Genomic DNA, 23,934 nt, shown 5'->3' with positions numbered 1-23,934 from the left:
CCCGGCCTCACTCGAGGATCCAGCCCGCCATCCAGCGTTCCCGCACGGCCGGCCACTCCGCGGCGACCAGGGAGTAATAGACGGTGTCGCGCCACGACCCGTCGACGCGGCGGCAGTGCCGGCGCAGCACGCCCTCGCGGATGCCGCCGATGCGGGAGACCGCGTCCTGGGTCGGCAGGTCCAGGTCGTCCAGGCGCCACTGGACGCGCCCGAAGCCCAGGTCCTCGAAGGCGTAGTAGACCAGCATGAAGTGGGTCTCCAGGTGCACCGGGCTGCCCCACAGGGCGGGGTCCAGCCAGCTCCAGCCGATGTCCACGCGCTCGTCGACGACCGAGACGTCGATGTACGCGGCCCATCCCGACGGGCGCTCCGTGGCGTGCGGGACGACCGCGAACACCACGGACTCCCCCGCCGCCGCCTGCGCCAGCCGCTGTTCCACCAGCGACGCCATCTCGCCCGGTGAACCCGGTGGTGTCGTCGACAGCCAGCGCCACATGCCCTCGTCGGCGCGCGCGGCGGCGAACAGCGCGGGTACGTGCAGCGGCGACAGCGGGACCAGCCGCGCGTACCGGCCGTCGATGGTGACCGGAGCAGGGAAGCGGAGTGCCATGCCCGCACGCTAATCCGGCGGGCACGCCACCGCACCGACTCGCGGGATTCCCGCCCACGCGCCCCACGCGCACCGTTTCTCGGGGCTCGGTTCGCCTGGGACCCCCGGGTGGCAGGATGACGCCGGTGGGTGTCCGCCGCGCGGGCGGCACGGGAGGGGCCGGCATGCGGGACGACGAGGCGCGGATCCGGGCGCTGGTGGAACGCTGGGCGGAGGCGGTGCACCGCGGCGACCTGGACGCGGTGGTCGCGGACCACGCCGAGGACATCGTGATGTTCGACGTCCCGCCTCCCCACGACGGCGTCCGGGGCCGGGCCGCCTACCGGGAGGTGTGGCCGCCGTTCTTCGCGTGGCAGGCCGGCGGCGCCGCGTTCGAGCTCGTGTCCCTGGAGGTCACCGCCGGCGACGACGTGGCGTTCGCCCACGCCCTGCTCCGCTGCGGCACCGCGGAGGACTTCGCCGCGGACCCCGGACTCCGGCTGCGGCTCACGCTCGGGCTGCGCAAGCACGAGGGACGCTGGCTGGTGGCCCACGAGCACCACTCCTTCGCCGTCGCCGGCTGACCGGGCCGCGCAGGGCGTAGCCCCGGCGGAGTGATCCAGGACGCGCCCCTGATCCCGCGTGGCGCGCGCCGCGTCCGACGACGCGAGACGCCGCGTCGCCGCGTCGCCGCGCCGAAGGTCACGGCCGGCCGGTGGCGTCGGCCCCGGAACCGGGTTCGGGTGCGTTCTCCCGTGCGGGACGGGCCGGCGGCGACGACGGGACCGGCCGCCCGTTCTCCTTCGGGCGCCTGACGATCAGTGCCGGGGTCACCGCGGCGACGACGAGGCCGATCACGGCGCTGACGAGGAACAGTTCGCGGATGCCGTGGACGGCGGCGGCGCTGAACGCGGCCTGGATGGTGTCGCGTGCCGCTGCGGGGGCGTCGGCGAGGACGGAGCCGGCCTGTCCTGAGGCCACGGCGGTGGCCAGCGCTCCCGGGTCGTGCAGCGTCGTGCCGTTCAGCGAGGAACGCACACCCGCGGCGAAGACGCTGCCGAGCAGGGCGATGCCGAAGGCGGCGCCGAGTTGTCGGGCGGTGTTGACCGCGCCGGCGGCCATTCCGCCGCGCTGGGCCGGGACCGCCGCCATGCCGGTGGAGTTGAGGGTGGGGGCGATCAGCCCGACACCGAGGCCGACGACGAGGTAGCCGGGCAGCAACGCGGCAGCGCCGGTGGCCCGGCCGAGGACGAACCACGTGGTCAGGTTCCCGACGCCGATCAGGGCCAGGCCGACGGCGATGGTGGGCCCGGCATGCCAGCGGTGCAGGACCCGCCCCACGGCCAGCGAGACCACGAACGCCGCGGCGGACATCGGCAACCCGACCAGGCCGGCGGAGACCGGGGACAGCCCGGCCACCGACTGCAGCCAGATCGAGGTGTAGGTGAAGGAGACGAAGGCGGCCGCGCTCAGCGAGAACGAGACCAGCAGCACCCCGGCGAACACCCGGTTGCGCAGCAGACGCAGATCCAGCAGCGGGACGCGGGCCCGGCTTTCGGCCCGGGCGAACAGCGCGAGCATCACGGCGCCGGCCGCGGTCGGCAGCCAGCTGCGGGGGCCGGACCAGCCGGCCTCGTCGGCCTCGATGAGACCGAAGGTGATCGCGGCCGCGGACGCGGTGAAGGTGACCAGGCCGGTCAGGTCGAGGTGCCGCTTCTCGGGGGCGTGGGTGTCCTCGACCGCGACCGCGCACAACACGATCGCCAGCACGCACACCGGCAGGTTCACGAGGAATATCGCATGCCAGGTCAGGGCCTGGGTGAGCGGGCCACCCAGCAGCGGCCCGGCAGCGGACGCCGCCCCGGCCACAGCGGCCCAGACGCCGTACGCGTGGCCGCGGTCGCGGCCGGTGTAGTTGCTGTTCAGCAGCGCGAACGTGGTCGCGAACATCGCCGCCGCGCCGACGCCCTGCACGACCCGTGCCACGACCAGACCGGTCGCCGACGGCGCGAACGCACACGCCAGCGACGCCGCCGCGAACACCGCCAGCCCCAGCACGTACAGCGGCCGGTGCCCGCGCCGGTCCGCCAACGCCCCCGCGCCCAGCAGCAACGCCGCCAGCGCCAGTGCGTAACCGTCGATCACCCACTGCAGCGAACCGAACGACGTGTCCAGGTCCTCCGCCATCGACGGAAGCGCCACGTTCACGATGGTCACGTCCACCAGCAACATGAAGGTGCCGAGACACACGGTGAGCAGGGGCAGCCATTTACGCATGAAGGTCTCCTCGAATCGGTGCCCCGACGCTACCCAGGCCCCGTCGACATCCCTCACGCTTTTGCCGCACGGCGTAGGATCACCCATATGATCAGCGTCAAAGAGACGGAAAACCTCACGGTCGATCACGTCGATCGCAGAATCATCCACGCCCTGCAGATCGCGCCGCGCGCGGCCTTCGGCCGGATCGCCGCGGCGGTGGAGGTGTCCGAGCCGACGGTGGCACGCCGTTACCACCGCCTCGTCCGGGCGGGTCTCGTGCGGGTCATCGGGGTGGTCAACCCCCGGCCGTTGGGGCAGGCGACGTGGATGGTGCGCCTGCGCTGCAAGCCGCACGGCACCGCGGCGCTGGCCCGTTCGCTCGCCGCCCGGGAGGACGTGTCCTGGGTCACGACCAGCGCCGACGGGGCCGAGGTGACCTTCGCCGTCCGCTCGCTCTCGGCGGAGACGCGTGAGGACCTCCTGATCCAGCGCCTTCCGCGCAGCACTCCGGTACTGGCCATCGACGCGGCGGTGGAACTCCACCAGTACCTCGGAGGCGCGGCACGCTACCGGTCGATGTTCGCCGACGCCCTCGGCGGGACCGCCGGTGCCCGGCTCCGCGCCGAGGACGCCCCCGACCCGGCGCCACCCCTCCACGGCGGAGCGGTCGCGCTCGAGGACCACGACCGCGCGATCATCGCCGTGCTGGCCAGGGACGGACGTGCGAGTTACACCGACCTCGCGGCGGCGGCCGGCATCACCGAAGGCCGGGCCGCGCGGGCCTTCGAGCTGCTGACGCAAGCCCGTGTCGTGGCCATCGACGTCGACCTCGCCGTGGCCGCGCTGGGCTACACGTCGCGGGCCGGGCTGTGGCTCAGCGTCGCACCGTCACGGCTGGAGGCGGCCGGCCGGGCGATCGCCGCGATGCCCGAGGTCACGTACGTCGGGGCGATGTCGGGTCGGCAGAACCTGTTCGCGGCGGTGATGTGCCGCTCCCTCGACGAGCTCTACCTGTTCCTCACCCAGGGCATCGCCCGGATCGAGGGTGTGCAGAGCAGCCAGCTCACCCCGGTGGTGACGTCGGTGAAGCAGTCCGGGTCGCTGATGGACGAGGACCGCTTCGCGGTCGAGTCGCCGCGACGCTGACCCTGTGGCCGGGCCACCTCCGCGCGGCGGCGGCCGGTCCCGTGACGATGCCACGCGCACCGCCGGGAGCCGTACGGCAGGCCCTTCCTCCTCGCGGCGGGCCGCGCCCTCCACGTGCCCCCGCGGTCGTCGCGCTGCGCGCGGTCCGCGGTGGCGGACGCGGAGCGGCGGCGCGATAACGTGCGCGCATGACAGACGACTTCGACGTGCGGCGGGAGCTGGCCGCGGGCATGACGGACCCGGCCCGGGCCCTGCGGTTCGTGCGCGGCTTCGCCGGCCACTGGCTCGTGCCGCTGCGGGACGGCGACGGGTGCGGTGAGCCGGAACTGGCCGCCGCCGAGGAGCGCCTGGGCTTCGCCCTCCCCGCCGTGCTCCGCGACGCATACCGGCTCTTCGGCCGGCGTCCGGACCTGACCAGCAACCACGACAGGCTGCTCACGCCGGCGGAACTGCACGTGGACCCCCGCGAGGAGGCGCTGGTCTTCCGGTACGAGAACCAGGGCGCCGCGTCGTGGGGCGTCCTCCTCACCGACCTGCACCGGGCCGATCCGCCGGTCGTCATGAAGCCGGACCTCGCGGACAGCTCGGCCGAGCGGTGGTCGGGGTGGCTGGACCGCTTCTCGTGGGCCTGCGTCGAGATCGTGCTGTCGGAGTCGCTGCACGGGCCGTCCGGGCTCGGCGACTTCCGCGACGACCTCGACGAGGCCGAATTCGAGTCCCTGGGCGGCCTGTTCACCCCGCTGCCGTTCCCCTCCTACCCGGCCGGTGAGGACCCGGGCACGCGCTGGTTCGCCGGGACCGACGTCATACTCCGCGAGGACGACCGCGCCTTCCTGTGGGCACGGGCCCGCACCGGGGAGGCGCTCGACCGGGTGCGCGACGACCTGCCCGGCAGCTGGTTCCACGACCCCCGCTGACCCCGGCCCCCGGCGCGCGGCTCAGCCCAGGGGGACGTCCTCCTGACGGAGGGCGGCCAGCGCGGGACCGTACATACGGGTCTTGATCGTGCCGAGGGTGGGACCCGCCTTCCCCGCCAGGGGACCGGCGAGGGCGACGGCCGCCGCGCGGACCTCGTCCTCGCCCGCCGTACGGTCGACGATGCGCTCGGCCAGCGCGTCGGAACCGCCGTAGCGGCGCGCGGTGGTCATGGCCTCGTGGGCCGTCTGCGGGTGCAGGCGGGCCTGGATGAGGGCCGACATGCCCGGCGTGAACGGGATGTGGATGTCCGCCTCCGGCAGGCACCAGTAGCCCCGGTCGGCACGCATCACGCGCAGGTCGTGGGCCAGGGAGAGCATCGCGCCCGCGGCGAAGGTGTGGCCCTGCAGCGCGGCGACGGTGGCCACCGGCAGGGTCAGGAAGCGTGCGAGCAGCGCCTGCACGCCGGTGACGTACGCGCCGGCCCGGTCGCCGTGGGCGGACAGCCACTCCAGGTCGAGTCCGTTGGACCAGAACTTGCCGGTGGCCGCGGTGACCAGGGCGCGCGGCCCCTCCGCCTTCTCCACCTCGTCGAGGAGCGCGTCGAGGGACGCGATCCAGTCGGGGTGGAAGCGGTTCTCGGTGTCCCCGAGGTCGAGGATGAAGACGTCGTCCTGGCGGTCGAGCGTGGGCATGGCTGCTCCGTGGGTTGGTGGGCGGCCCGGGGACGTACCTACCGGTCGGTAACCGGTCGCCATGCTACAAGCAACGCCGCCCCGTGTCCCCCCTCCGCGCACGCCGGGGCGTTGTTCGCCGCCGCGCCACATCCAGGTCACCTCCAGGTCGCGTCCGCCTGTGACGGTCGGAGAAGTTGGCTATACAACTTTGCCCCGAGGAGTGACCGTGTCCGCCCTGCCCAGCTTCCCCGTCGGTGACCTGCCGGCGATGTGGCTCCGTGACAACTGCCCCTGCGCCGAGTGCCGCGACCCGCGGTCCGGCCAGAAGCTGTTCCAGATCAGTTCCCTGCCCGACGGGCTGCGGGTGGGCTCCGCGGCCGACGCCGCCGGGGACGGGGAGCCCGCCGTGGCGGTCGTCTGGGAACCCGACGGGCACCGCTCGTCGTACCCGCTGGCGTGGCTGCAGGCCGTCCGGCCCGGCCGGACCGGGCACGGGGACCTGCGCAGCGAGGCCGGGAAGGAGCTGTGGACCGCGCGCGAGGTCGCCGGACGCCTGCCCGAGGCCGGCTGGGAGGAGTACGCGGGCGACCCGGGCGTGCGGGCCCGGATGCTGGAGTCCGTGCTGCGGCTCGGGTTCATGCTGCTGCGCGGTGTGCCCGGGCGCGAGGGCCAGGTGCTCGACGTGGCGGAGACCTTCGGGTACGTCCGCGAGACCAACTACGGCAAGCTCTTCGACGTACGCGTCGAGCCGGACCCCAACAACCTGGCCTTCACCTCGGCCGCCATCACGCCGCACACCGACAACCCGTACCGGGACCCGGTTCCGACGCTCCAGTTGCTGCACTGCCTGGTCAACGACGCGGCCGGCGGCGACTCCGGTCTCGTCGACGGCTTCGCCGCGGCCGCGCTGCTGCGCCGCGAGGACCCGGAGGCGTTCGACGTGCTCACCCGTACGCCCGTCCCGTTCGTCTTCCGCGACGCGGGCACCGTGCTGCGCGCCGACCGTCCGCTGATCGGCACCGACCCGCTGGGCCGCGTGCGGGAGGTGCGGTTCAACAACCGCTCGATCGGCACGCTGCGGATGGCCGCGGACGAGCTGGAGGCGTTCTACACGGCCTACCGCACCTTCGCCGACCTGCTGCTCCGCCCCGAGCTGCAGCTGGACCTGCGCCTGACGCCCGGCGACTGCCTGGTCTTCGACAACACCCGGCTGCTGCACGCCCGCACCGCCTTCGCCCAGGACGGGGCGCGCCACCTGCAAGGCTGCTACGCCGACCTGGACGGGCTGGCGAGCACCCTGGCCGTCCTGCGCCGTGCGGACACCCTGGACCCGCTCGCCGAGCTGTTCGCGGGCGCGGTGTCCGCGGAGTACCTCGGCGAACCCGTCACCATGGCCCAGCACATGCTGCAGGCGGGCGCCCTGGCCGAGGCCGCCGGCGCCCCGCCGCACCTGGTGGCCGCCGCGCTGCTGCACGACCTCGGGCACGTGCGGGGCGACGTCGTCACCGGCCACGACCTGATGAGCGGCAGCGACAACCGGCACAGCCACACCGGCGCCGACCTGCTGGGCCGCTGGTTCGGCCCCGAGGTCACCGAGCCGGTGCGGCTGCACGTGGCCGCCAAGCGCTACCTCTGCGCGGTCGAACCGGGCTACCACGACCGGTTGTCCGAGGCGTCGAAGTACACCCTGGAGGTCCAGGGCGGCGTGATGACGCCCCGTCAGGCGGCGGAGTTCGCCGGGCTGCCGGGGGCGGCCGACGCCGTCGCCGTCCGCCGCTGGGACGAGGAGGCGAAGGACCCGGACGCCGTCACGCCCCCGTTCGAGCACTTCGTCCCGCTGCTCGCCTCGCTGCTGCGCGGCTGAGCCGCCGGGTGCCGGCGCCCCCCTCGCGTTCCCCCTCGTGTCCGCGCGACGGGGGCGCCGGCGCACCGGGCGAACGCCCTCGCCGCCGCGGCCCGCGCCCCGAACCGCCCCCGGCGGCGGGCGGCTTGGCGGGGGCATGACCGCGACACGCGCCGGCGGATCCGGCGCCCCGCCCGCGGCCGGGCCGGCGGCCCCATGCGGCTTTCCCGCAGTTCCACGGCGCCCGGCTGCGGGTTCCCCGCACAGTCGGGACGCCCCGTTCACCGGCCGTCCGGGACGGTTATCGTGGCAGCAGCGGTCGCTCGGGCGTGCCCCCTGCGAAGCGACTCCACTCGGGGACCGGAATCTCTGTGTTCCGGCTCCCCTCGAGGGAGGGCATCGTGATCGAGTCCTTTCACACCGACGTCGTCCCGCCCGACGAGAGGGCGGAATTCTGGACGGAGACGGTCCGGAGTTCCTTCACCCAGCTCGAGGTCAGCTGTCACCGAAGTGTCGCCCTGCACGGTTCCCTCCGGCGCACCTCCGTCGGCGCGATACGCGTGGGGCACGTCGAGGCGAGCGCCCAACGCATGGCCCGGACACCGGAGATGGCCACCGCCGACGGCGTCGGCGCACTCATCGTGAGCCTTCAGGGGGCGGGCAGCAGCGTCGCGGTCCAGGACGGACGGGAAATGCTCCTCACCGCGGGACAACTGCTCCTGCTCGACACCCGGCGGCCCTTCGTCCGCGACTTCCCGGGGGGCGTGTTCCAGAACGCCGCGGTCGTCCCCCTCGAACTCCTCGACCTTCCCGACGCGATCCTGCTGGACGTCACGGGCCGGACCTACCCTCCCGAGCACTACGTCGCGGCGATCCTCGCCGCGTACGTGAACCGGCTCGCGACCGCGGCCGCGGCCGGCAGTTGCGTGACCGGGCCGAAACGGTTCCTGCAGCGCGGCCTGGTCGACGTGCTGACCGCGCTGGCCACCGGGGAGACCCGGCGCGACGTGCAGGCGCCCGGTTCCGGGGCGACGCTGAGACTCCGCGTCCGCGAGTACATCCGGGCGCACGCGGACGAGCCAGGACTGACCCCCGCCACCGTCGCGGCCGCGCACCACATCTCCGTCCGGTACCTGCACAAGCTGTTCCAGGACGAGGACCGGAGCGTCGGCCGCTTGATCCAGCACCTGCGGCTGGAGGCCTGCCGGAACGACCTCGAGCGTCCCGACCTGGCCGGCCTGACGGTCGAGGCGATCGCGCACCGGCGGGGGTTCGGCAGCCACGCCCACTTCAGCCGTGCCTTCCGCGCCGCGTACGGCATGTCCCCGGTCGAGTGGCGCGGCAGGGCGGCCGGACCGGGCCGACCCGGGGGACCCTGACGGGCGGCGGCTTCACCCGGGGCCCGGGGGCGACCGGTCCGAGCGTGCGGGGCGTGCCGCGCCCATGTCGCCCGACTGGTCCTGACCGGCCGGCTGGCGGGGGATCGCGCCGCCGCCCTCCTCCTGCCTGCGGGCCAGCGCGATCATCGCGAGGTCGTCCGCGGGGAGCACACCGCAGTGGGCCACGACGTCGTCGAGGATGTCCCCCAGGATCCCGTAGAGCCGGCCCTCCCCGCCGGCGAAGCGGCCCTTCGCCATCCAGGTGAGGGCGTGCTCCAGCAGCGGGAAGCAGACCCCTGCGCAGTCGCGGGCCTCGATGAGGCCGTCGGTGTACAGCAGGAGCGTGTCGTGCGGGCCGAACAGGAAGGTGCATTCGTGCGCCTCGGCGTCGCACAGCGGGCCGAGCCCGAGCGGCGGGCAGGGAACGCCCGGCAGGAGCCGCACGTCGTCGGGCCGGACCCGGACGGGCGGCGGATGGCCGTAGTTGATCATCCGGGCGACGGTGTCCCCGTCCGGCACCTCCACCATCAGCACCGTCACGAAGCGTTCGTCGGCCTCGGAGGCCGTGCCGTCGCCGGTGTCGGCGAGGTGGCGCAGGTAGCTCTCCTCCAGCCGCAGGGACAGCTCGGTCAGCGAGGCGGTCCGCGGGGCCCATTCACGGAAGGCCCCGAGGACGGCGGCGACGTCCAGGAACGAGGACAGTCCCCTGCCGCGCACGTCCCCGATGATGAGCCGGGTCGCCCCTGCGGCGCGCGCGACGGCGTACAGGTCGCCGCCGACCAGCTCCCTGCCCCCGCACGGACGGTAGACGGAGGCGAGCAGCAGGCCGCCCATGCGCGCGGGCAGCGGCCGCAGCAGGACGCCGCGCACCACCTCGGACGCCTCACGGGCGGCCTTCGCACGCCGTTGGTCCCGCCACCGGAGCCAGCCGTGCGCCAGCACGACGACCGACGCCGTGACCGGGAACGCCACCCGCACCCTGGGGCACGACAGGACGACGGCGCAGACCGTCGCCACCCCCATCAGGGCCCCCGCACCGACCGCGTGCCACACCAGTGCCGCGTCCTGCGCCCTGTCCTCGAACTGCTTCGGGCCGCTCATTCGCTGCCTCCCATCCTGCGCTGCGCAGCGCGGGGCCGGCCGGACGCCACGTGCGCGCGGTCCGGACGTGGTGGTCAGCACGACCGTAGGGGCGGGGGAACGGCGGATCTTGACACCCAGCGCATGGCACCTTGACCGATCACGCACTGTGGCCGCGCCGGTGCCGCGTCGTACGTCAGGCGAAGTGGATGTCGCCGAGGTCGATCGCGACCATGACCTCGTCGCGGAGGGGGTGACCGCCGGCGTCGCGGCGGTAGGCCCGGCGTCTGGTGGGCACGACGATGCCGTCCGCTTCCACGGTGTCGTACACGTACTGCGCGGTGGCGAAACCGCCCGCCACGTCGACGTGGTAGTCGTGCCTGCGGAGCAGGTGGTCGGGGCCGAAGTAGAAGTCCTGGTGGGTGCTGTGGCCGGCGATCCAGGGAGGGAAGGCGGCGCGCAGGCCGCGCCAGAGCTCGTCCCCCTCACGCCACGGCTCGATCCCGGACACGGTGAAGCCGGGCATGGTCAGCAGGAACGGCGTGGTCAGGTAGGTCCACATCGCGTAGCCGTTGAAGTAGGCACGGTCCAGCGGGTCCCAGGGGGTGTCGAGGGTGTGGCCGGCGAAGGACGACCGCGGGTCGTCGCGCACGGCCACCGTCCGCCCGTCGAGCGTCTCGATGCTCACCCGCCGCGGCGTGAAGTCGGTCTTCCGGTCGGGGGCGCCGAAGGGCGCGACGGAGGCACGCTGCTCGTGGAGCAGCACGGTCATCTCGCGTGGCTCTGGATCCTGCGACAGGCCCTTGGCCGCGAACAGGAGTCCTCCGCTGACCAGGGTGGCCCGCACCCGGGTCAGCGCACTCCAGCGCGCGCTTCCGCCGTGTGCCTCGACGGCCGCGCCGAGCAGTTCGTCCACGTGGATCCCTGTCCTTCCCGGCGGTGGGCCCGGCCCGCGGCGCCGGCCCCACTCAGGCGCTGTTGCGGCCGATGCCCGCCCCGCCGCCGACGCGGGGCCCTACCGTACGGAGGTGTCCCCGGCCCTCCAGGGGCCCAGGTCCGGAAGGGCGATCTCGGCCCAGATGGTCTTCCCGTCGGGGCGCTGCCTGGTGCCCCAGCGCTCGGCGAGCCGCGCCACGATGAACAGCCCCCGGCCGCCCTCGTCGAGCATCCGGGCCCGGCGCAGGTGCGGTGCGGTGTTGCTGGCGTCCGACACCTCGCAGATCAGCGTGTCCTCGCGGATGAGCCGCAGTTGGACCGGGCCCGAGCCGTAGCGGATGGCGTTGGTGACCAGCTCGCTGATGACCAGCTCCGTGGTGAACGCCAGCTCGCCCAGGTCCCAGCCCTCCAGCCGGGACGCGGCGAGGTCGCGGGCGCGGGCGACCTCGGCGAGGTCCTCGGTGAGGTTCCACGAGGCGGCGTGCGTGCCGTCGAGCTCCATGGTGCGGGCGATGACGAGGGCGACGTCGTCCCGCGACCCTTCTGCCGCCACCGTGTGCAGGACGTGGTCGCACATGTCCTCGAGCGAGGAGAGCGGCTCGGACAGGGCCTTGCGGAGGGCTCCGAGGCCTTCGTCGATGCTGTGTCCCGGGGATTCGACGAGGCCGTCGGTGTAGAGGGCGAGCCGTGTGCCCGCCGGCAGTTCCAGTTCGGCCGTCTCGAAGGGCAGCCCGCCCACGCCCAGCGGCGGACCGGCGGGGACGTCGAGGTACTCGACGTCCGATCCGGGGCGTATGACGGCGGGCGGCGGGTGGCCGGCCCTGGCCGCCGTGCACCGGCGCGACAGCGGGTCGTAGATCATGTACAGGCAGGTCGCCACGATCTCGCCGGCGGCCGGTCCCGTCGCGCGACTCGCGTCCCTGGCGTCGCCGGCGACGTGGTGGCGGGTGACGACGTCGTCGAGGTGGGTGAGGAGTTCGTCGGGCGGCAGGTCGATGTCGGCCAGTGTGCGTACGGCGGCGCGCAGCCGCCCCATCGTCGCCGAGGCGTGGACGCCGTGGCCGACCACGTCGCCGACCACCAGGGCGACCCGGGCGCCGGAGAGCGGGATGACGTCGTACCAGTCGCCGCCCACGCCCGCGAACAGCCCCGCGGGCAGGTAGCGCGTGGCCGCCTCCACCGCCGGTTGCCTCGGTGCGGACGGCGGGAGGAGGCTCCGCTGCAGCGCGAGGGAGGTGTTGCGTTCACGGGTGTAGCGGCGGGCGTTGTCGACGCACACCGCGGCCCTGGCCCCGATCTCCTGGGCCAGGAGCAGGTCGTCGGCGTCGAAGGGGTCCCGGCCCGGGGAACGCGAGAACAGCGCGGCCCCGAGGGTCACCCCGCGTGCCCGCAGGGGGATCGCCAGCGCCGAGCACGCTCCGCCCGTGCCTGTAACCGTGACCGCGGCGCCGGGCACGGGGGCGCCGTCGGTGACCTCCAGCAGCTTCGGCGTTCCGGTGAAGAGCCCGGGGGTGGCTTCCGCCGCCTCCCGGTAGACGACGCTCCGGCCCGGCCGGACGCCGCCGGGAGCCGGCGCCGCTCCCGCCTCGGCGGTACGGCGCAGGGTGAGGTCGCCCGTGCCGGGCCGCAGGACGGGTTCGTCGCCGTTCAGGACGCTCTCGAAGAGGTCCACGGTGGCGTGGTCGGCGAAGCGGCGCGCGGCGACCTCGGCCAGTTCCTCGGTGGTTCGCGCCGCGTCGAGGGTGCTGCCGACGCGGCTGCTGGCCTCGCTCAGGAGCGCGAGCCGCTCGCGGGCGATCACCAGCCGCCGGAAGCGGTTCTCGCCGGCGACACGGATGCTGCAGACGGCCCAGCTGACGCCCAGGGCCAGGGCCAGGGCCGTGATGATCGTGATCTGGTTGGCCCGTCCCATGTCCCGGAGCAGGACCCCGTAGAGCCCGACGGCGGCGGCCAGGTTGAACAGTCCGACGATCACGGTCTCCCGCACCGGCAGGAGGGCACTGGCCACGACCGGGATGAGGACGGCGTACTCCGCTATGCCCATGACGTGCACGTCGGCGGCCGCCAGCGCCAGCCGTACGACCGAGATCAGCACGACGCTGAGGAGCAGGAGGACGAAGCTCTTGCTGAGTCGGACCGGACGCACGCGGTGCACCTCCCAGAACCGGGAGCGGGGCTCGCAACGGCCTCCGTCTGCGGTTCCCCAGCAGGCGGGAACGTGCCCCTGGGTGAATTGTCCCATCAGGGGGTGCCGTGTACCACGACGGCTGCGCCTCATCCGCACGGCCGCCCCCCACCGGCGCGCCTGTCACGCGCCGGTGGGGGGCGGTTGCCCGTGGGGGGCGTCCGCGGGTCACCGGGGACCGCCGCCGTGCGGAGGGTCAGACCCGGTCGGCCGCGATGAGCAGGTACTGGAAGCTGCCGTTGCGGTAGGCGTCGAGGAACGTGTCCTCGATGCCGGTGACCAGGTGGTCCGCCTGCTTGCGCAGCTCCCAGTACGGGATCGCGGCCTCGGTCAGGTCCTCGACGTGGACCGGCACCAGACGGTGCCGCGCCATCGCCCGGAAGTACGCGGAGCGCGGGTGGATGTCGCAGATGTAGTGCGCGTTGATCAGCGACACCTCGCGCGAGGCCCGGCCGTAGGTGTCGTTGTAGCAGCCGGTGACGGTCACGTACCGGCCCCCGCGGCGCAGCAGGCGGGCGTGCTCGGCGAACAGCAGGTCCAGCTCGACGTACATGGTGGACTCGTTGTTCCAGGACGCCGCGTAGGCGCCGGTCCCGAAGCCCGTGTCGAGCATGTTGCGGTGGTGGTAGCGGACCTTGTCCTCGATGCCCCGGGCCCGGGCCTGGTCGTTGGCGAAGGCGGCCTGCTTGGCCGAGAGGGTGACCCCGTCGGCGTGGCAGCCGTAGCGCAGGTGCGCGACGACGCTGCCGCCGCCCCGTCCGCAGCCGGCGTCGAAGACCCGGTCGTCCGGGGAGAGGTCCCCCAGGTTGGAGGCGAGCAGTTCGGCCTGGGCGTGCTCCAGGCGGTGCAGTTCGGCGGTCAGGCGCTTGCGCCGCCGGTCGGGATCGGGTTCGTCGAGCACCGAGGTGTCGGCCTCACCGATGCCGTAGTGGTGGTGGTAGAGGTCGTCGATCCTTCCCAGTTCGAGGTTGACCGGGTTCTCCTCGGCGTTCCAGTAGTCCGCGATCCGGCTCTGGTAGGTGGACTGGGCCGGGACCGGAAGGACCGCGGGCCGGGCGGCAGGGGCGTTGGTCAACTGTTGCTCCTCGTGGTGCATGGGTGGTGTGCCGGTGTGTTGACGGGCGTCGGTCACCAGTAGTCGGGCAGGTGGTAGCGGTGGCTGTTGGTGGCGTGCCACTCGTGGTTGCCGGACACCCAGGCGGCGAGCCCCCGGGCGTAGCGCTCCACGAGGGGCGAGGTGGCCGCGAGCAGGGCCGACTCCTCCTCGAAGGCCGCCATGATCGTGTTGTGGATCCCGACCGACCGGAGGTAGGCCTCCTTCAGGCCGCACCCCTCGTTGGCGGCGACGACCTGCGGGAGGTTGAGGTGCGCCGGGTCGCCGGCCAGTTCCTTGGTGAAGGAGTACAGGTCGTTGACGATGGTCGTGGCGTTGCAGGCGAGGGCCGTGATCCGCTGGATCTCGGGGCGGGCGTACGCCTGCTCGGGCAGTTCGTAGCCGTCCACGGCGTCCACGATGGACAGGCAGGGCCGGAAGTTGTTGAACTGCCGCATCACGAGGTACTCCCAGACCTGCGGCACGTGGCGGGTCTCCGCCCATGCGGCCTCGGCCAGGTAGCCCAGGTGCAGCCGGGCGACGTCGTGCACGAACCGGTCGGTCTGGCTCGGTGAGGCCAGGACGGCGAAGTCCCGCAGCGCGAGGTGGTACGAGCGCAGCGGCCCGTCCGCCTGGACGCCGCGCCGCCACTCCTCCTCCAGCGCGGGGGTGCCGTGGTACGGGTCGAGGGCCGACTGGGCGATGACCAGGCGTCCGCCCAGGCCCTTGCGCGCTCCCCCGCGGCCCTCGTCCTCCTCGCAGTAGCAGGAGTCGACGATGTTCTCGGCGAGCAGCAGCTTGCCGGCGACGGTGAGGCGTTCCAGGTCGGCGGCCCCCGGGTGCTGGAGCACGACGGCACGGCCGAACTGGAACCCGGCGAAGTCGCCCCGCCAGGCCGCCGGGAAGAGGTCGTTGGTGCGGGCCCAGGCCTCCACGCGCAGGTCGACCTCCTGGACCTTCTCCGGGTCGGCGGGCACCGCGGGCCGGTACAGCAGTCCGGGGATCGGGCCGTGCCGCCGCGCTCCCGCGCCGCGGGCGACGCTCGGGGGTCCGGGCAGGGTGAAGGTGGTGGGTCGTGTGGTCACGGGCTGCTCCAGGCCGTCATTCGGGGAGCCGGCCGACCTGGACGTTCTCCAGGATCCCTGCCGCGTCGGGCACGAGGATGGCCAGCGAGTAGTAGGCGGTGACGAGGTAGCTGATGATCGCGGCGGAGTCGACGCCCATGAACCTGACGTTCAGGCCTGGCTGGTGCTCCTCCGGGATGCCGGTCTGGTAGAGGCCGACGACGCCCTGGTCGGCCTCGCCGGTGCGCAGGGCGATGATGCTGGTGGTCTGGTCGTCGCGGATCGGGATCTTGCCGCAGGGCAGGATCGGGACGCCGCGCCACGCCGGCACCTCGTGGCCGTCGAGGGTCGCGGTGCCGGGCATCAGACCGCGCCGGTTGCACTGCCGGAAGAAGGCCGCGATCGCCTTCGGGTGGGCGAGGAAGACCTTCGTCTTGCGCCGCATCGACAGCAGCTCGTCCATGTCGTCCGGGACGGGCGGGCCGGCGAAGGTGCTGACCCGCTGGCCGTAGTCGACGTTGTGCAGCAGGCCGAACTCGCGGTTGTTGACCAGCTCCCACTCCTGCCGTTCGCGGATCTCCTCGACGGTCAGGCGCAGCTGCTGCTCGGTCTGGTCCATCGGGTCGTTGTAGAGGTCGGCGACCCGGCTGTGCAGCCGCAGCACGCTCTGGGTGAGGGACAGCTGGTACTCGCGCGGCGCGAGGTCGTAGTCCACGAAGCCGCCCGCCAGCGTCGGCTCGCCGACGTGGCCGGCCTGGACCGGGACGTCGGCCTCGCCCTTGCGGTTCATCGGCCGGTGCTGCCGGTCGACGTAGGACCGCAGGTGCGCGCCGAGGGAGGGCGCCCGTTCGGTGAGGTCCTCGACGGCGGCCCAGGGCATCGCCAGGACCACCCCGGCCGTCTCGGCCCGCACCGAGGCCGACCACAGCGGGTCGGACTGCCCCACGGCCTCGTCGCCGAGCTGGTCGCCGTCCGTGACGACCCCGATGATCCCCTCGTCGCCGTACTTGCCGCTGGTGTAGCGGGTGAACCTGCCGTGGACGACCAGGTACACCTCCGTCACGGGCTGGCCGGCCTCGAAGAGCACCTGCCCGGCACGTACCTCCTGGGGCCGGAAGTGGCCGGCGATCTCCCGCAGGACGTCCGTGTCGCCGTAGCCGCGCAGGACCGGCAGCTCGGTGAGCGACTGCGGGATGACGCGGATGTCGTCGCTCCCGTTGTGCTCGAAGTGCACGCGGCCGCGGTTCGTGCGCAGTTGCAGACGCCGGTTGACCCGGTACGTGCCGCCCTTGACGTCCACCCACGGCAGGGCCTTCAGCAGCCACCGCGAGGTGATGGCCTGCATCTGCGGTTCGGACTTGGTGGTCGTGGCGAGCTGGCGTGCCGCGCGGGTGCTCAGGCTGGTGAGCTGCTCGGCCGTGGGGTCGGGGGCGGGTTCTTCGACGGCGGGACCGGTGGCGCTGTCCAGTGTGGACACATTCCCTCCAGCAGGGCTGGTCGACGGACGGAGGCGACCGCGCCGGTCGGTGAGGACGTGACGGCGGTGACCCTGTGATCCACTCAAGCAGCCCGGGGAGGGCGCGAGGTACGGCGCGAACGGGGCGGATCAGCGCCCCCGGGGTGGTAAACCTGCCGTCGGGGGCAGGAGTGATCGGCAGTGTGCTCCTGCGCCGCCGGACAGCTTCCGTGAGCCGTGTGACGTGCCGCCCTCCGAGGTGTGCCGTCGGAAAACCGCCACCCGGGGCACCCGGCGCGGGGGCGCGCGGCCTCCCGGACGGCGCGCCCGTCGCGGGGGCGCGGGCCCGGCCGGCTCCCCTCGGCGGCGGGCTGTCACAGAACCGTCCCTCATCCGGTCAACACCGGACAAAGGGAAGTGCGGCCTCGTCCATGTGCCGCCCCCGCACATCCACACCAACCGGGACATCGACTTGGCGACCACATTCAGCTCCGACGCGGTGACGCTCGGCCGACAACTGAACACGTCCGAAGTCTCCGACACGGCGTTCGCCCTGCTCGACGAGGGGGCGACGGTGATCGGATGGACCCAGGCCGCCCGGCAGCTCTCCGGCTTCTCCGCCGCGGAGGCGGTCGGCCGGTCCGCCGCCCTCGTACTGCCGCACTTCGGCGCGCCGTCCACCATGTCGGCCTTCGTGGAGCGGTGCCGGGCCCGCGACGGCTGGTCGGGCACGACGGCGGTACGGCACCGGGACGGCCACACGGTCGGCGCGACCGTGCGGATCTCGGCGGTGCGGGGGCGGGACGGAGCGCCCCACTGGCTGATGTCCCTGGTCAACGCGGGCGCGCCGGCCTCGGACCCGACCGGCGGATCCGTGCGGGGACCGCTGCTGACCCGCGCGCCGATCGGCATCGTCATCCGCGACCCGCAGTTGCGGTGCGTCTACGCGAACGACGTGATGGAACGCCACGACGGCCTCCCCCACGACCGGCGCCTGGGAACGCGCTTCGCCGACGAGCGGTCCGACGCCGAGTCCGAGGCCATCGAGGGGCTGATGCGGCAGGTGCTGCAGAGCGGCACCGTCAAGGTCCACGAGTACCGCGTGCGCTTCCCGGCGGATCCCGGCCCGGAGCACCCGTTCGCGGTGTCGTTCCAGTGCCTCCAGGGCGCCGACGGCAGGGCGCTGGGTGTGTGCGTGATCAGCACCGACGTCTGCGAGAGCCGGCGGGCGCACGAGCGCCTCGCCGCCCTCGGCGAGGCCGGTGCGCGCCTCGGCAGCACGCTGGACGTGATGCAGGCCGGCCAGGAGCTGGCCGACCTCGCCCTGCCCCTGCTGGCCGACTACGTCGCCGTGGACCTGGAGCAGTCGGTCTCGTTCGGCGAGGGGCCCCCGGTCCGCATCGGCACGATGGGCGCGCGTCCTCCCGGTTTCCGTCGTGCGGGCGTGGCCTCGATCCGCCCGGGGGTCCCGGAGTCGCCGTGGCTGCGCGGTGAACCGATCGGGGTACCTCCCGGCTCGCCCCTGCACGAGGTCCTGCGCACCGGCAGGTCCCGTCTGGAGCCGGCGTTCGACGTCACGCTCAGCGCGTGGGCCGGCGCGACCCCCGAGCTGGCGCGCCGGCTCGGCCGCAGTGGCGCGCACTCCGTCATGGTCGTGCCGATCCGCGCGCGGCGCATGCTGCTGGGGACCGCGCTGTTCGTCCGCACCGCCGACCCCGCACCCTTCCAGAAGGTCGACCTGCTGCTCGCCGAGGAACTCGTCGCCCGCGCCGCCAGGTCGCTGGACCACGCCCGTCGCTACACCCGCGAGCACACCGCGGCCCTCACGCTGCAACGCACCCTGCTCCCGCGCCAGTTGCAGGGCGGCGCGGCCGTCGAGACGGCTTCGCTCTACCTGCCGGCCGACGTCGACCACTGCGTCGGCGGCGACTGGTTCGACGTGATCCCGCTGTCCGGCGGCCGGGTCGCCCTCGTCGTGGGGGACGTCGTCGGGCACGGCCTCCACGCCGCCGTGACGATGGGCAGGCTCCGCACCGCCGTCCACACCCTCGCCGACATGGAGCTTCCCCCCGACGAGTTGCTGACCCGCCTCGACGACACGCTCCAGCGCCTGGCCGACGGCGACGAGCACGACACCCCGGCGGGCATGGGCGCGACCTGCCTCTACGCCGTCTACGATCCGGCCACCCGCCGCTGCACCATGGCGGGCGCCGGTCACCCCCCGCCCGCCGTCGTCGACCCGCAGGGCCGGGCGAGCTTCCCCGACCTGCCCACCGGCGCCCCGCTGGGCATCGGGCTGGGTGACCCCTTCGAGTCGGTGGAGATCGAACTGCCCGAGGGCAGCCTCCTCGCGCTGTACACCGACGGCCTGATCGAACACCGGGACCACGACATCGAGGAGGGGATGCGCCGCCTGGGCACCGTGCTCACCCAGCCCGGCCGGTCCCTGGACGACCTCTGCGCCCTCGTGGCGGAGAGCCGCCGCGGCCAGTCCGGGGACGACGACGTCTCCCTGCTCCTGGTCCGTACCCGTTCGCTCGGCGCGGACCGGGTCGCCTCCTGGACGCTGCCCGTCGACAGGACCGTGGTCCGCCGGGCCAGGAATCTGGCGGCCCACCAGCTGGCCTCCTGGGGACTGCAGGGCGTCCAGGACCGGACGACGCTCATCGTCAGCGAACTGGTCACCAACGCCCTCCGCCACGGCACCGGTCCCATCGAACTGCGCCTGATCCGGCACCAGTCCCTGACCTGCGAGGTGTTCGACACCGACAACGCCGCTCCGCGTGTGCGCCGCGCGCACCCCATGGACGAGACCGGCCGCGGCCTCTACCTGGTCACCCAGCTCTCCCGCCGCTGGGGCTCCCGCCCGCTCCTGGGCGGCGGCAAGGCGGTCTGGGCCGAAGTGGACCTGCCCGCCATCCCCGCCCCACGGTCCCCGGAGCCGTCCGAGCGGGGGCGCCCCCGGAACAGCTGACGCACATGACGGTTTCCGGGGTTCAGAGCCCCGACAACTCCGTCCTGCCGGTGAACCGGCCGCCTACCTGTTCGGCCGGCCACTGGACGCGGCCGATCTGGTCGGCGTTCCGGACGTGCACGTGCACCGTGTGATCCGGTGAGGGCTCATTCTGGTAGAGGTCGCTCACTGGACGAGCACTTCCGCCGTCGCTGCCGTCGAGCGGCTGTTGGCCGGTGCGCGCACGGCCGGGCAGGGGTCGTGCGCTTCAGCGGAGGCGGGGGCCGTCCGTCCCGCCGAGCCGGCGGAGCGCCTCCAGGGGGTAGGGGGTCCGCCGGCTCCGGCGCTGGAACGTGCGGTTGAAGTCGGACACCACGGCGGTGACCGGCGCGTGCCGGGAGATGATCGCCGCGGCCTCCTCCGGCATGCCGGTGGGGCGCTTGCCGTCCGCGTAGGCGCGCACCAGCTCGTAGCGACCGTCCCGGTCCTCCCTGCTGAATCCCTGCAGGGCGGTGACCAGCCAGTTCACGAGGTAGGTGACGGTGTAGCAGCGGTCGTAGGCCCGGTTCCGGTCGAAGAAGCCGGCCTCGGCCGGTGACAGTTCGAAGGCGGAGGAGAGCGCGAGGCCGTAGTCCGCGAAGTAGAGGCGGCGGCCGTCGGTCGGGATGTTCTCGAAGTGGGCGTCGAAGTGCAGGAGTCCGCGGCTGTTCATGAACGAGACGCCCGCTTCCAGTTCCCGCTCCACCATCGCGCAGGCCCGGTCCATGGCCTCGTCGCCCGCTTCGAGCCGGGTGCCCAGCCACTGGTGCAGGTTCTGCGGGATGTACTCCAGGAAGAGCGCGACGCTCGCCGAGGACCGCTGGAGAGCCTCGATGCGGCGCCGCACCTGCGGGCTGTCGTCCCAGTAGGCGACGGCTCGGTCCACGTCGGCCAGTTCCTCGGGCAGCGGCGCCGAGTCGGGCAGCACCCGCCAGTGGTACATCAGGGGGAAGCCCTCGTACTCCGCCGCGAGCACCCAGTTGGTCGTCATGGTGTGCACGGCGAGCTCTCTCCAGGCACCGAAGCCCGGTCCGCCGACCTCGCCGACGCCGTAGTGGCAGCAGTCGGGCATCCCGAACAGGTTCGCCGTGGAGCGCACGTTCTCGGGGAGCGTGTCCAGGTCGGTGAGGGGCACCCGCTTCACGAAGACCGGGGTTCCGGCGACCTCCATCCGGGACGACGTGCCGCCGATGCCGGACCCGATCGGCACGGCCGCATCCACCAGGGCCTGCAGGGTGCGATCGCTGCACATCGCCAGGGCCGTGGAGACGGCGCTGTGGACGGTCGTGCGCGCCCCGTGCGACATGTCGGGGTGCTGCGCTGCGGCGTCCATCGGCTGCCGACCTCGATTCTGCACTGGCTGCGCGGTCCCGCCGAGCGGCCTCGTACGGCTCCGCGGTGCGGGACGCCGGATCCGGGCGTCCCTCCCCACCGCACTGTAGGTGAGGATCGACGACGGGACCGGAGGAACCCGATCTCCTCGTCGATCCGGCGGGGCGGCCCTACAACCTCAGCCGTGCCGCGACCGGGAGGTGATCGCTGCCGGTCCCCGGCAGGGTCCACGAGGAGGTCGCCCGGACGCCCCGCACCATGATCTGGTCGATGCGCACCACCGGGAACGAGGACGGCCAGGTGAAGCCGAAGCCCCGGCCGGCCGTGGTCTGGGCGGAGCGCATGCGTGAGGTGATGGGGGCGAGCGACCGGTCGTCCGTGCCGCCGTTGAAGTCGCCGAGCAGGACGACCCGGTGCACGGGATCCGCCGCGACGGCCCGGCCGACCGCGTCGGCGCCCATGTCGCGCTGGTAGGTGGTGAAGCCCGACCGCGGGGTGACGCGGACCGACCAGAGGTGCACCACGTACACCGCGAGCGCGCCGTGCGGGGTGTCGACCACGGTGCGCAGCGTCCGGTCGGTGCCGTAGACGTCGAGCGGCTTCGCCTCCCTGATCGGGTACGTGCTCCACAGCCCCACGCTCCCCTGGACCGCGTGGTACCGGTACGTGCCGGCGAGCTTCGCCGTGTACACGCGCGCCGCGTCGTCGGTCATCTCCTCCAGCGCGAGGACGTCGGCGCCCGACGCGGCCAGCTTCCGGGCGGTGCCCGCAGGGTCCGGGTTGACGTCGCCGACGTTGTGGGCCGCGACCATCAGGTTCCCGCCGTCCGTCCCCTTGTCGAGGAGGAGGCCGCCGAACATGCCCACCCACACGACGGCGGGCAGCACGGCGGCGACCAGTGCCGTCGCGGACCGCCGGACCAGGGCGAGGAGAAGGACGAGTGGGACGGCCAGGCCCAGCCACGGGAGCAGCGTCTCCAGGAGGCTGCCGAGGTGCCGGCCGAACGCCCGGTGCCCGTTCGGGACGGCTGAGTGCAGCAGCATGAGCAGCGCGACGGCCACGGCCAGGGCCGCGGTCAGGGCGCCTCGGCGCCACCGGTTGCGCCCCCCGCCGCGCGGGCGCGGGTGCGTGGTGCCGGTGCGGGTGCCACGCGATCGTGACGAGAACAGCCGTGTCGCAGCCGCTTCGCCCGTCACCGGGTCCAAGGTGCCGTGGTGAGTCATCGAGTCGCCCTGCCGTCCGCTCGTTCCCGCGCCGACTCACGGCCCGGGGTGGCGCGTTCGCCATCCGACGCCGCCCCGGGGCGTGCCCGGGGCGGGGGGAGGGCCCGTGCACGTCCACGCCGTGCGCCTGTCGGTCGAGCCTGGGCGGGCCGTGTGATGCCTGCGAGCCCGCTCTGTCACGGGACGGCAACAGCGGGGCTTCGCAGGGGACGGGACGACCCGCGCTCACGCAGGCCCGGTCGGTCAGGCGGCCGGGGCGGCGGCGTCGACGGCGGGTTCGGCGGCGGATTCGGCGGCACCGGCGCTCTCACCGGGCTTCCGCGCCTTCCCCGCCCCCGGCTTGAGGAAGAGGGCGAGGAGGACGCCGACGGCCAGGGTGGGCGCGATCCAGAGGTATCCGGCGGCCGTGGCGTGGGCGAAGGCGTCCAGTGCGGTGTCGCGCAGGGCGGCGGGCAGGTGGCCGATGGTGTCGGGACGGGCGGCGGCGAAGCCGCCGTCGGCCGGCAGGTCACGGGTGCGGTCGGCGAAGCCGGTGTTGAGGAGGGTGCCGAAGACGGCGACGCCGAAGGCCGCGCCGATGGAGCGGGCGAAGGTGACCACGGCGCTGGCGGCACCGAGATCGGCGGCGGGCACGCTGTTCTGGACGGTGGTCAGCACCACCATCGGCACCATGCCGATGCCGACACCGGTGATCAGGAAGTAGCCGCTCAGCACGAGGGTGCCGGTGGCCGCCCCGATCGTGCCCAGCAGGAGCAGCCCCGCGAGGTTGGCGAGCAGGCCCGCCAGGAGGATCACCCGCAACCGCCCGGCGTGCGCGGCCCAGCGGCCGGCCAGGGACTGGCTGACGACCAGGCCGGCGACCAGGGGCAGCATGTGGACGCCGGAGAGGGTGGCCGAGACCCCGTGGACGATCTGGAGGTAGGTCGGCAGGTAGACGAGCACCGCGAACATCGCGGCGTTGGCGAGGAACCCGATCAGCGAGGAGAACACCACGGTCCGTGAGGCGAACACGGCCGGCGGCAGGACCGGGGCGGCGGCGCGGCGCTCGACCGGCACCAGCAGCACGGCCAGGACGACGGTGGCGACGATCAGGCCGACGATGGCCGGCGAGCCCCAGCCCCAGCGCTCGCCGAAGGACGTGACCAGGACCAGGCCGGTGGCGATGGCGGCGAGGAGGGTGGCGCCGGGGTAGTCGACGCGGACCCGGGCGCCCCTGGTGGCCGCGGGCAGCGCCCGTGCGGCGATGACCAGGGCGACGACACCCACGGGCAGGTTGACGAGGAAGGCCCACCGCCAGGACAGGTGGTCGGTGAAGACGCCGCCCAGCAGGGGGCCGACGATGCTGGCGACGCCGTAGACCGAACCGAACATGCCCTGGTAGCGGCCGCGTTCGCTCGGCGCCACGATGTCACCGACCAGGGCGAAGGTCAGCACGATCATGCCGCCGCCGCCCACGCCCTGCAGCACGCGGGCACCGATCAGCTCGGCCAGGTTCTGCGCCAGGCCGCAGAGCGCCGAGGCGACCAGGAAGATCGAGGCCGAGGCGAGGTAGAGCCGCCGGCGGCCGAACATGTCGCCGAGCTTGCCCCACAGCGGTGTCGCCGCCGTCGACGCGAGCAGGTACGCGGCACTGACCCAGGCGATGTCGTCGAACCCGTTCAGGTCCCGCGCCATCCGGGGCAGCGCGGTCGAGACGATCGTCTGGTCGAGGGCCGCGAGGAGGACCGCCAGGATCAGCGCGCTCATCGCGGCGGCGACGCCACCT

The 23,934-nt window shown here is 73.6% G+C and carries 18 protein-coding genes; 6 read left to right on the top strand and 12 right to left on the bottom strand.

Annotated elements, in window-relative coordinates; all coding sequences use genetic code 11:
• Nucleotides 1-7 precede the first annotated feature (7 nt).
• Nucleotides 8-610: a GNAT family N-acetyltransferase gene (locus tag ABZ479_RS13780; RefSeq protein WP_499605554.1), complete on the bottom strand. Its 603-nt coding sequence runs from the start codon at nucleotides 608-610 to the stop codon at nucleotides 8-10.
• 164 nt (nucleotides 611-774) lie between these two features.
• Between ABZ479_RS13780 and ABZ479_RS13775 the strand changes: the two genes are divergently transcribed.
• Nucleotides 775-1,173 (top strand): YybH family protein, encoded by a 399-nt coding sequence (locus tag ABZ479_RS13775; protein WP_500461766.1) that lies wholly within the window; start codon nucleotides 775-777, stop codon nucleotides 1,171-1,173.
• 118 nt (nucleotides 1,174-1,291) lie between these two features.
• Here the strand turns inward: ABZ479_RS13775 and ABZ479_RS13770 are convergent, their stop codons facing one another.
• On the bottom strand, nucleotides 1,292-2,866 hold the full coding sequence (locus ABZ479_RS13770; protein ID WP_500461765.1) for an MFS transporter: 1,575 nt from the start codon (nucleotides 2,864-2,866) through the stop codon (nucleotides 1,292-1,294).
• 87 nt (nucleotides 2,867-2,953) lie between these two features.
• Between ABZ479_RS13770 and ABZ479_RS13765 the strand changes: the two genes are divergently transcribed.
• Both ABZ479_RS13765 and ABZ479_RS13760 read left to right on the top strand, forming a co-directional pair.
• The gene (locus ABZ479_RS13765; RefSeq protein ID WP_500461764.1) at nucleotides 2,954-3,994 is read left to right on the top strand and encodes an Lrp/AsnC family transcriptional regulator; all 1,041 of its coding nucleotides are present in this window, start codon (nucleotides 2,954-2,956) and stop codon (nucleotides 3,992-3,994) included.
• 188 nt (nucleotides 3,995-4,182) lie between these two features.
• Nucleotides 4,183-4,911 (top strand): SMI1/KNR4 family protein, encoded by a 729-nt coding sequence (locus ABZ479_RS13760; protein WP_500461763.1) that lies wholly within the window; start codon nucleotides 4,183-4,185, stop codon nucleotides 4,909-4,911.
• Nucleotides 4,912-4,932: 21 nt separating this feature from the next.
• Here the strand turns inward: ABZ479_RS13760 and ABZ479_RS13755 are convergent, their stop codons facing one another.
• Nucleotides 4,933-5,604 (bottom strand): enoyl-CoA hydratase-related protein, encoded by a 672-nt coding sequence (locus ABZ479_RS13755; RefSeq protein ID WP_500461762.1) that lies wholly within the window; start codon nucleotides 5,602-5,604, stop codon nucleotides 4,933-4,935.
• A gap of 208 nt (nucleotides 5,605-5,812) precedes the next feature.
• Between ABZ479_RS13755 and tmpA the strand changes: the two genes are divergently transcribed.
• Together tmpA and ABZ479_RS13745 are read left to right on the top strand one after the other, a co-directional pair.
• On the top strand, nucleotides 5,813-7,450 hold the full coding sequence (gene tmpA / locus ABZ479_RS13750) for a 2-trimethylaminoethylphosphonate dioxygenase (protein ID WP_500461761.1): 1,638 nt from the start codon (nucleotides 5,813-5,815) through the stop codon (nucleotides 7,448-7,450).
• 380 nt (nucleotides 7,451-7,830) lie between these two features.
• Complete coding sequence (locus ABZ479_RS13745; RefSeq protein WP_500461760.1) at nucleotides 7,831-8,808, top strand: helix-turn-helix domain-containing protein; 978 nt, start codon at nucleotides 7,831-7,833, stop codon at nucleotides 8,806-8,808.
• A 12-nt stretch (nucleotides 8,809-8,820) separates the two neighbouring features.
• On the opposite strand, the gene ABZ479_RS13740 is transcribed toward ABZ479_RS13745, so the two are convergent.
• The 6 genes from ABZ479_RS13740 to ABZ479_RS13715 all read right to left on the bottom strand — a co-directional run bounded on the left by ABZ479_RS13740 (nucleotide 8,821) and on the right by ABZ479_RS13715 (nucleotide 16,643).
• A complete protein-coding gene (locus ABZ479_RS13740) occupies nucleotides 8,821-9,909 on the bottom strand; it encodes a PP2C family protein-serine/threonine phosphatase (protein WP_500461759.1) in 1,089 nt (362 codons plus the stop codon).
• A 175-nt stretch (nucleotides 9,910-10,084) separates the two neighbouring features.
• The gene (locus tag ABZ479_RS13735) at nucleotides 10,085-10,804 is read right to left on the bottom strand and encodes a hypothetical protein (protein WP_500461758.1); all 720 of its coding nucleotides are present in this window, start codon (nucleotides 10,802-10,804) and stop codon (nucleotides 10,085-10,087) included.
• 99 nt (nucleotides 10,805-10,903) lie between these two features.
• The gene (locus tag ABZ479_RS13730) at nucleotides 10,904-12,970 is read right to left on the bottom strand and encodes an ATP-binding SpoIIE family protein phosphatase (RefSeq protein WP_500461757.1); all 2,067 of its coding nucleotides are present in this window, start codon (nucleotides 12,968-12,970) and stop codon (nucleotides 10,904-10,906) included.
• Between the two features lie 235 nt (nucleotides 12,971-13,205).
• Nucleotides 13,206-14,105 carry a geranyl diphosphate 2-C-methyltransferase gene (locus ABZ479_RS13725; RefSeq protein WP_499605574.1) on the bottom strand — a complete coding sequence of 300 codons (900 nt, stop codon included), beginning with the start codon at nucleotides 14,103-14,105 and terminating at the stop codon, nucleotides 13,206-13,208.
• Nucleotides 14,106-14,137: 32 nt separating this feature from the next.
• A complete protein-coding gene (locus ABZ479_RS13720) occupies nucleotides 14,138-15,187 on the bottom strand; it encodes a family 2 encapsulin nanocompartment cargo protein terpene cyclase (RefSeq protein WP_500461756.1) in 1,050 nt (349 codons plus the stop codon).
• A 16-nt stretch (nucleotides 15,188-15,203) separates the two neighbouring features.
• Complete coding sequence (locus ABZ479_RS13715; protein ID WP_500461755.1) at nucleotides 15,204-16,643, bottom strand: family 2B encapsulin nanocompartment shell protein; 1,440 nt, start codon at nucleotides 16,641-16,643, stop codon at nucleotides 15,204-15,206.
• Between the two features lie 451 nt (nucleotides 16,644-17,094).
• Between ABZ479_RS13715 and ABZ479_RS13710 the strand changes: the two genes are divergently transcribed.
• The gene (locus ABZ479_RS13710; RefSeq protein ID WP_500461754.1) at nucleotides 17,095-19,596 is read left to right on the top strand and encodes a SpoIIE family protein phosphatase; all 2,502 of its coding nucleotides are present in this window, start codon (nucleotides 17,095-17,097) and stop codon (nucleotides 19,594-19,596) included.
• A gap of 247 nt (nucleotides 19,597-19,843) precedes the next feature.
• Here ABZ479_RS13710 and ABZ479_RS13705 read toward each other — a convergent pair whose 3' ends face one another.
• From ABZ479_RS13705 to ABZ479_RS13695, 3 genes are all read right to left on the bottom strand, one after another.
• A complete protein-coding gene (locus tag ABZ479_RS13705) occupies nucleotides 19,844-20,947 on the bottom strand; it encodes a protein kinase family protein (RefSeq protein ID WP_500461753.1) in 1,104 nt (367 codons plus the stop codon).
• Nucleotides 20,948-21,116: 169 nt separating this feature from the next.
• Nucleotides 21,117-22,142 (bottom strand): endonuclease/exonuclease/phosphatase family protein, encoded by a 1,026-nt coding sequence (locus tag ABZ479_RS13700; protein ID WP_500461752.1) that lies wholly within the window; start codon nucleotides 22,140-22,142, stop codon nucleotides 21,117-21,119.
• A gap of 270 nt (nucleotides 22,143-22,412) precedes the next feature.
• Nucleotides 22,413-23,915, bottom strand: a complete 1,503-nt coding sequence (locus ABZ479_RS13695) for an MDR family MFS transporter (protein WP_500461751.1) — start codon at nucleotides 23,913-23,915, stop codon at nucleotides 22,413-22,415.
• Between the last annotated feature and the right edge of the window lie 19 nt (nucleotides 23,916-23,934).

The sequence above is a fragment of the Streptomyces sp. NPDC005722 genome (assembly GCF_040630935.1).
Classification (GTDB): Bacteria; Actinomycetota; Actinomycetes; order Streptomycetales; family Streptomycetaceae; genus Actinacidiphila.
The sequence above is the reverse complement of the archived record's forward strand: the minus strand, read 5'-3'. Positions and strand labels throughout refer to the sequence as shown.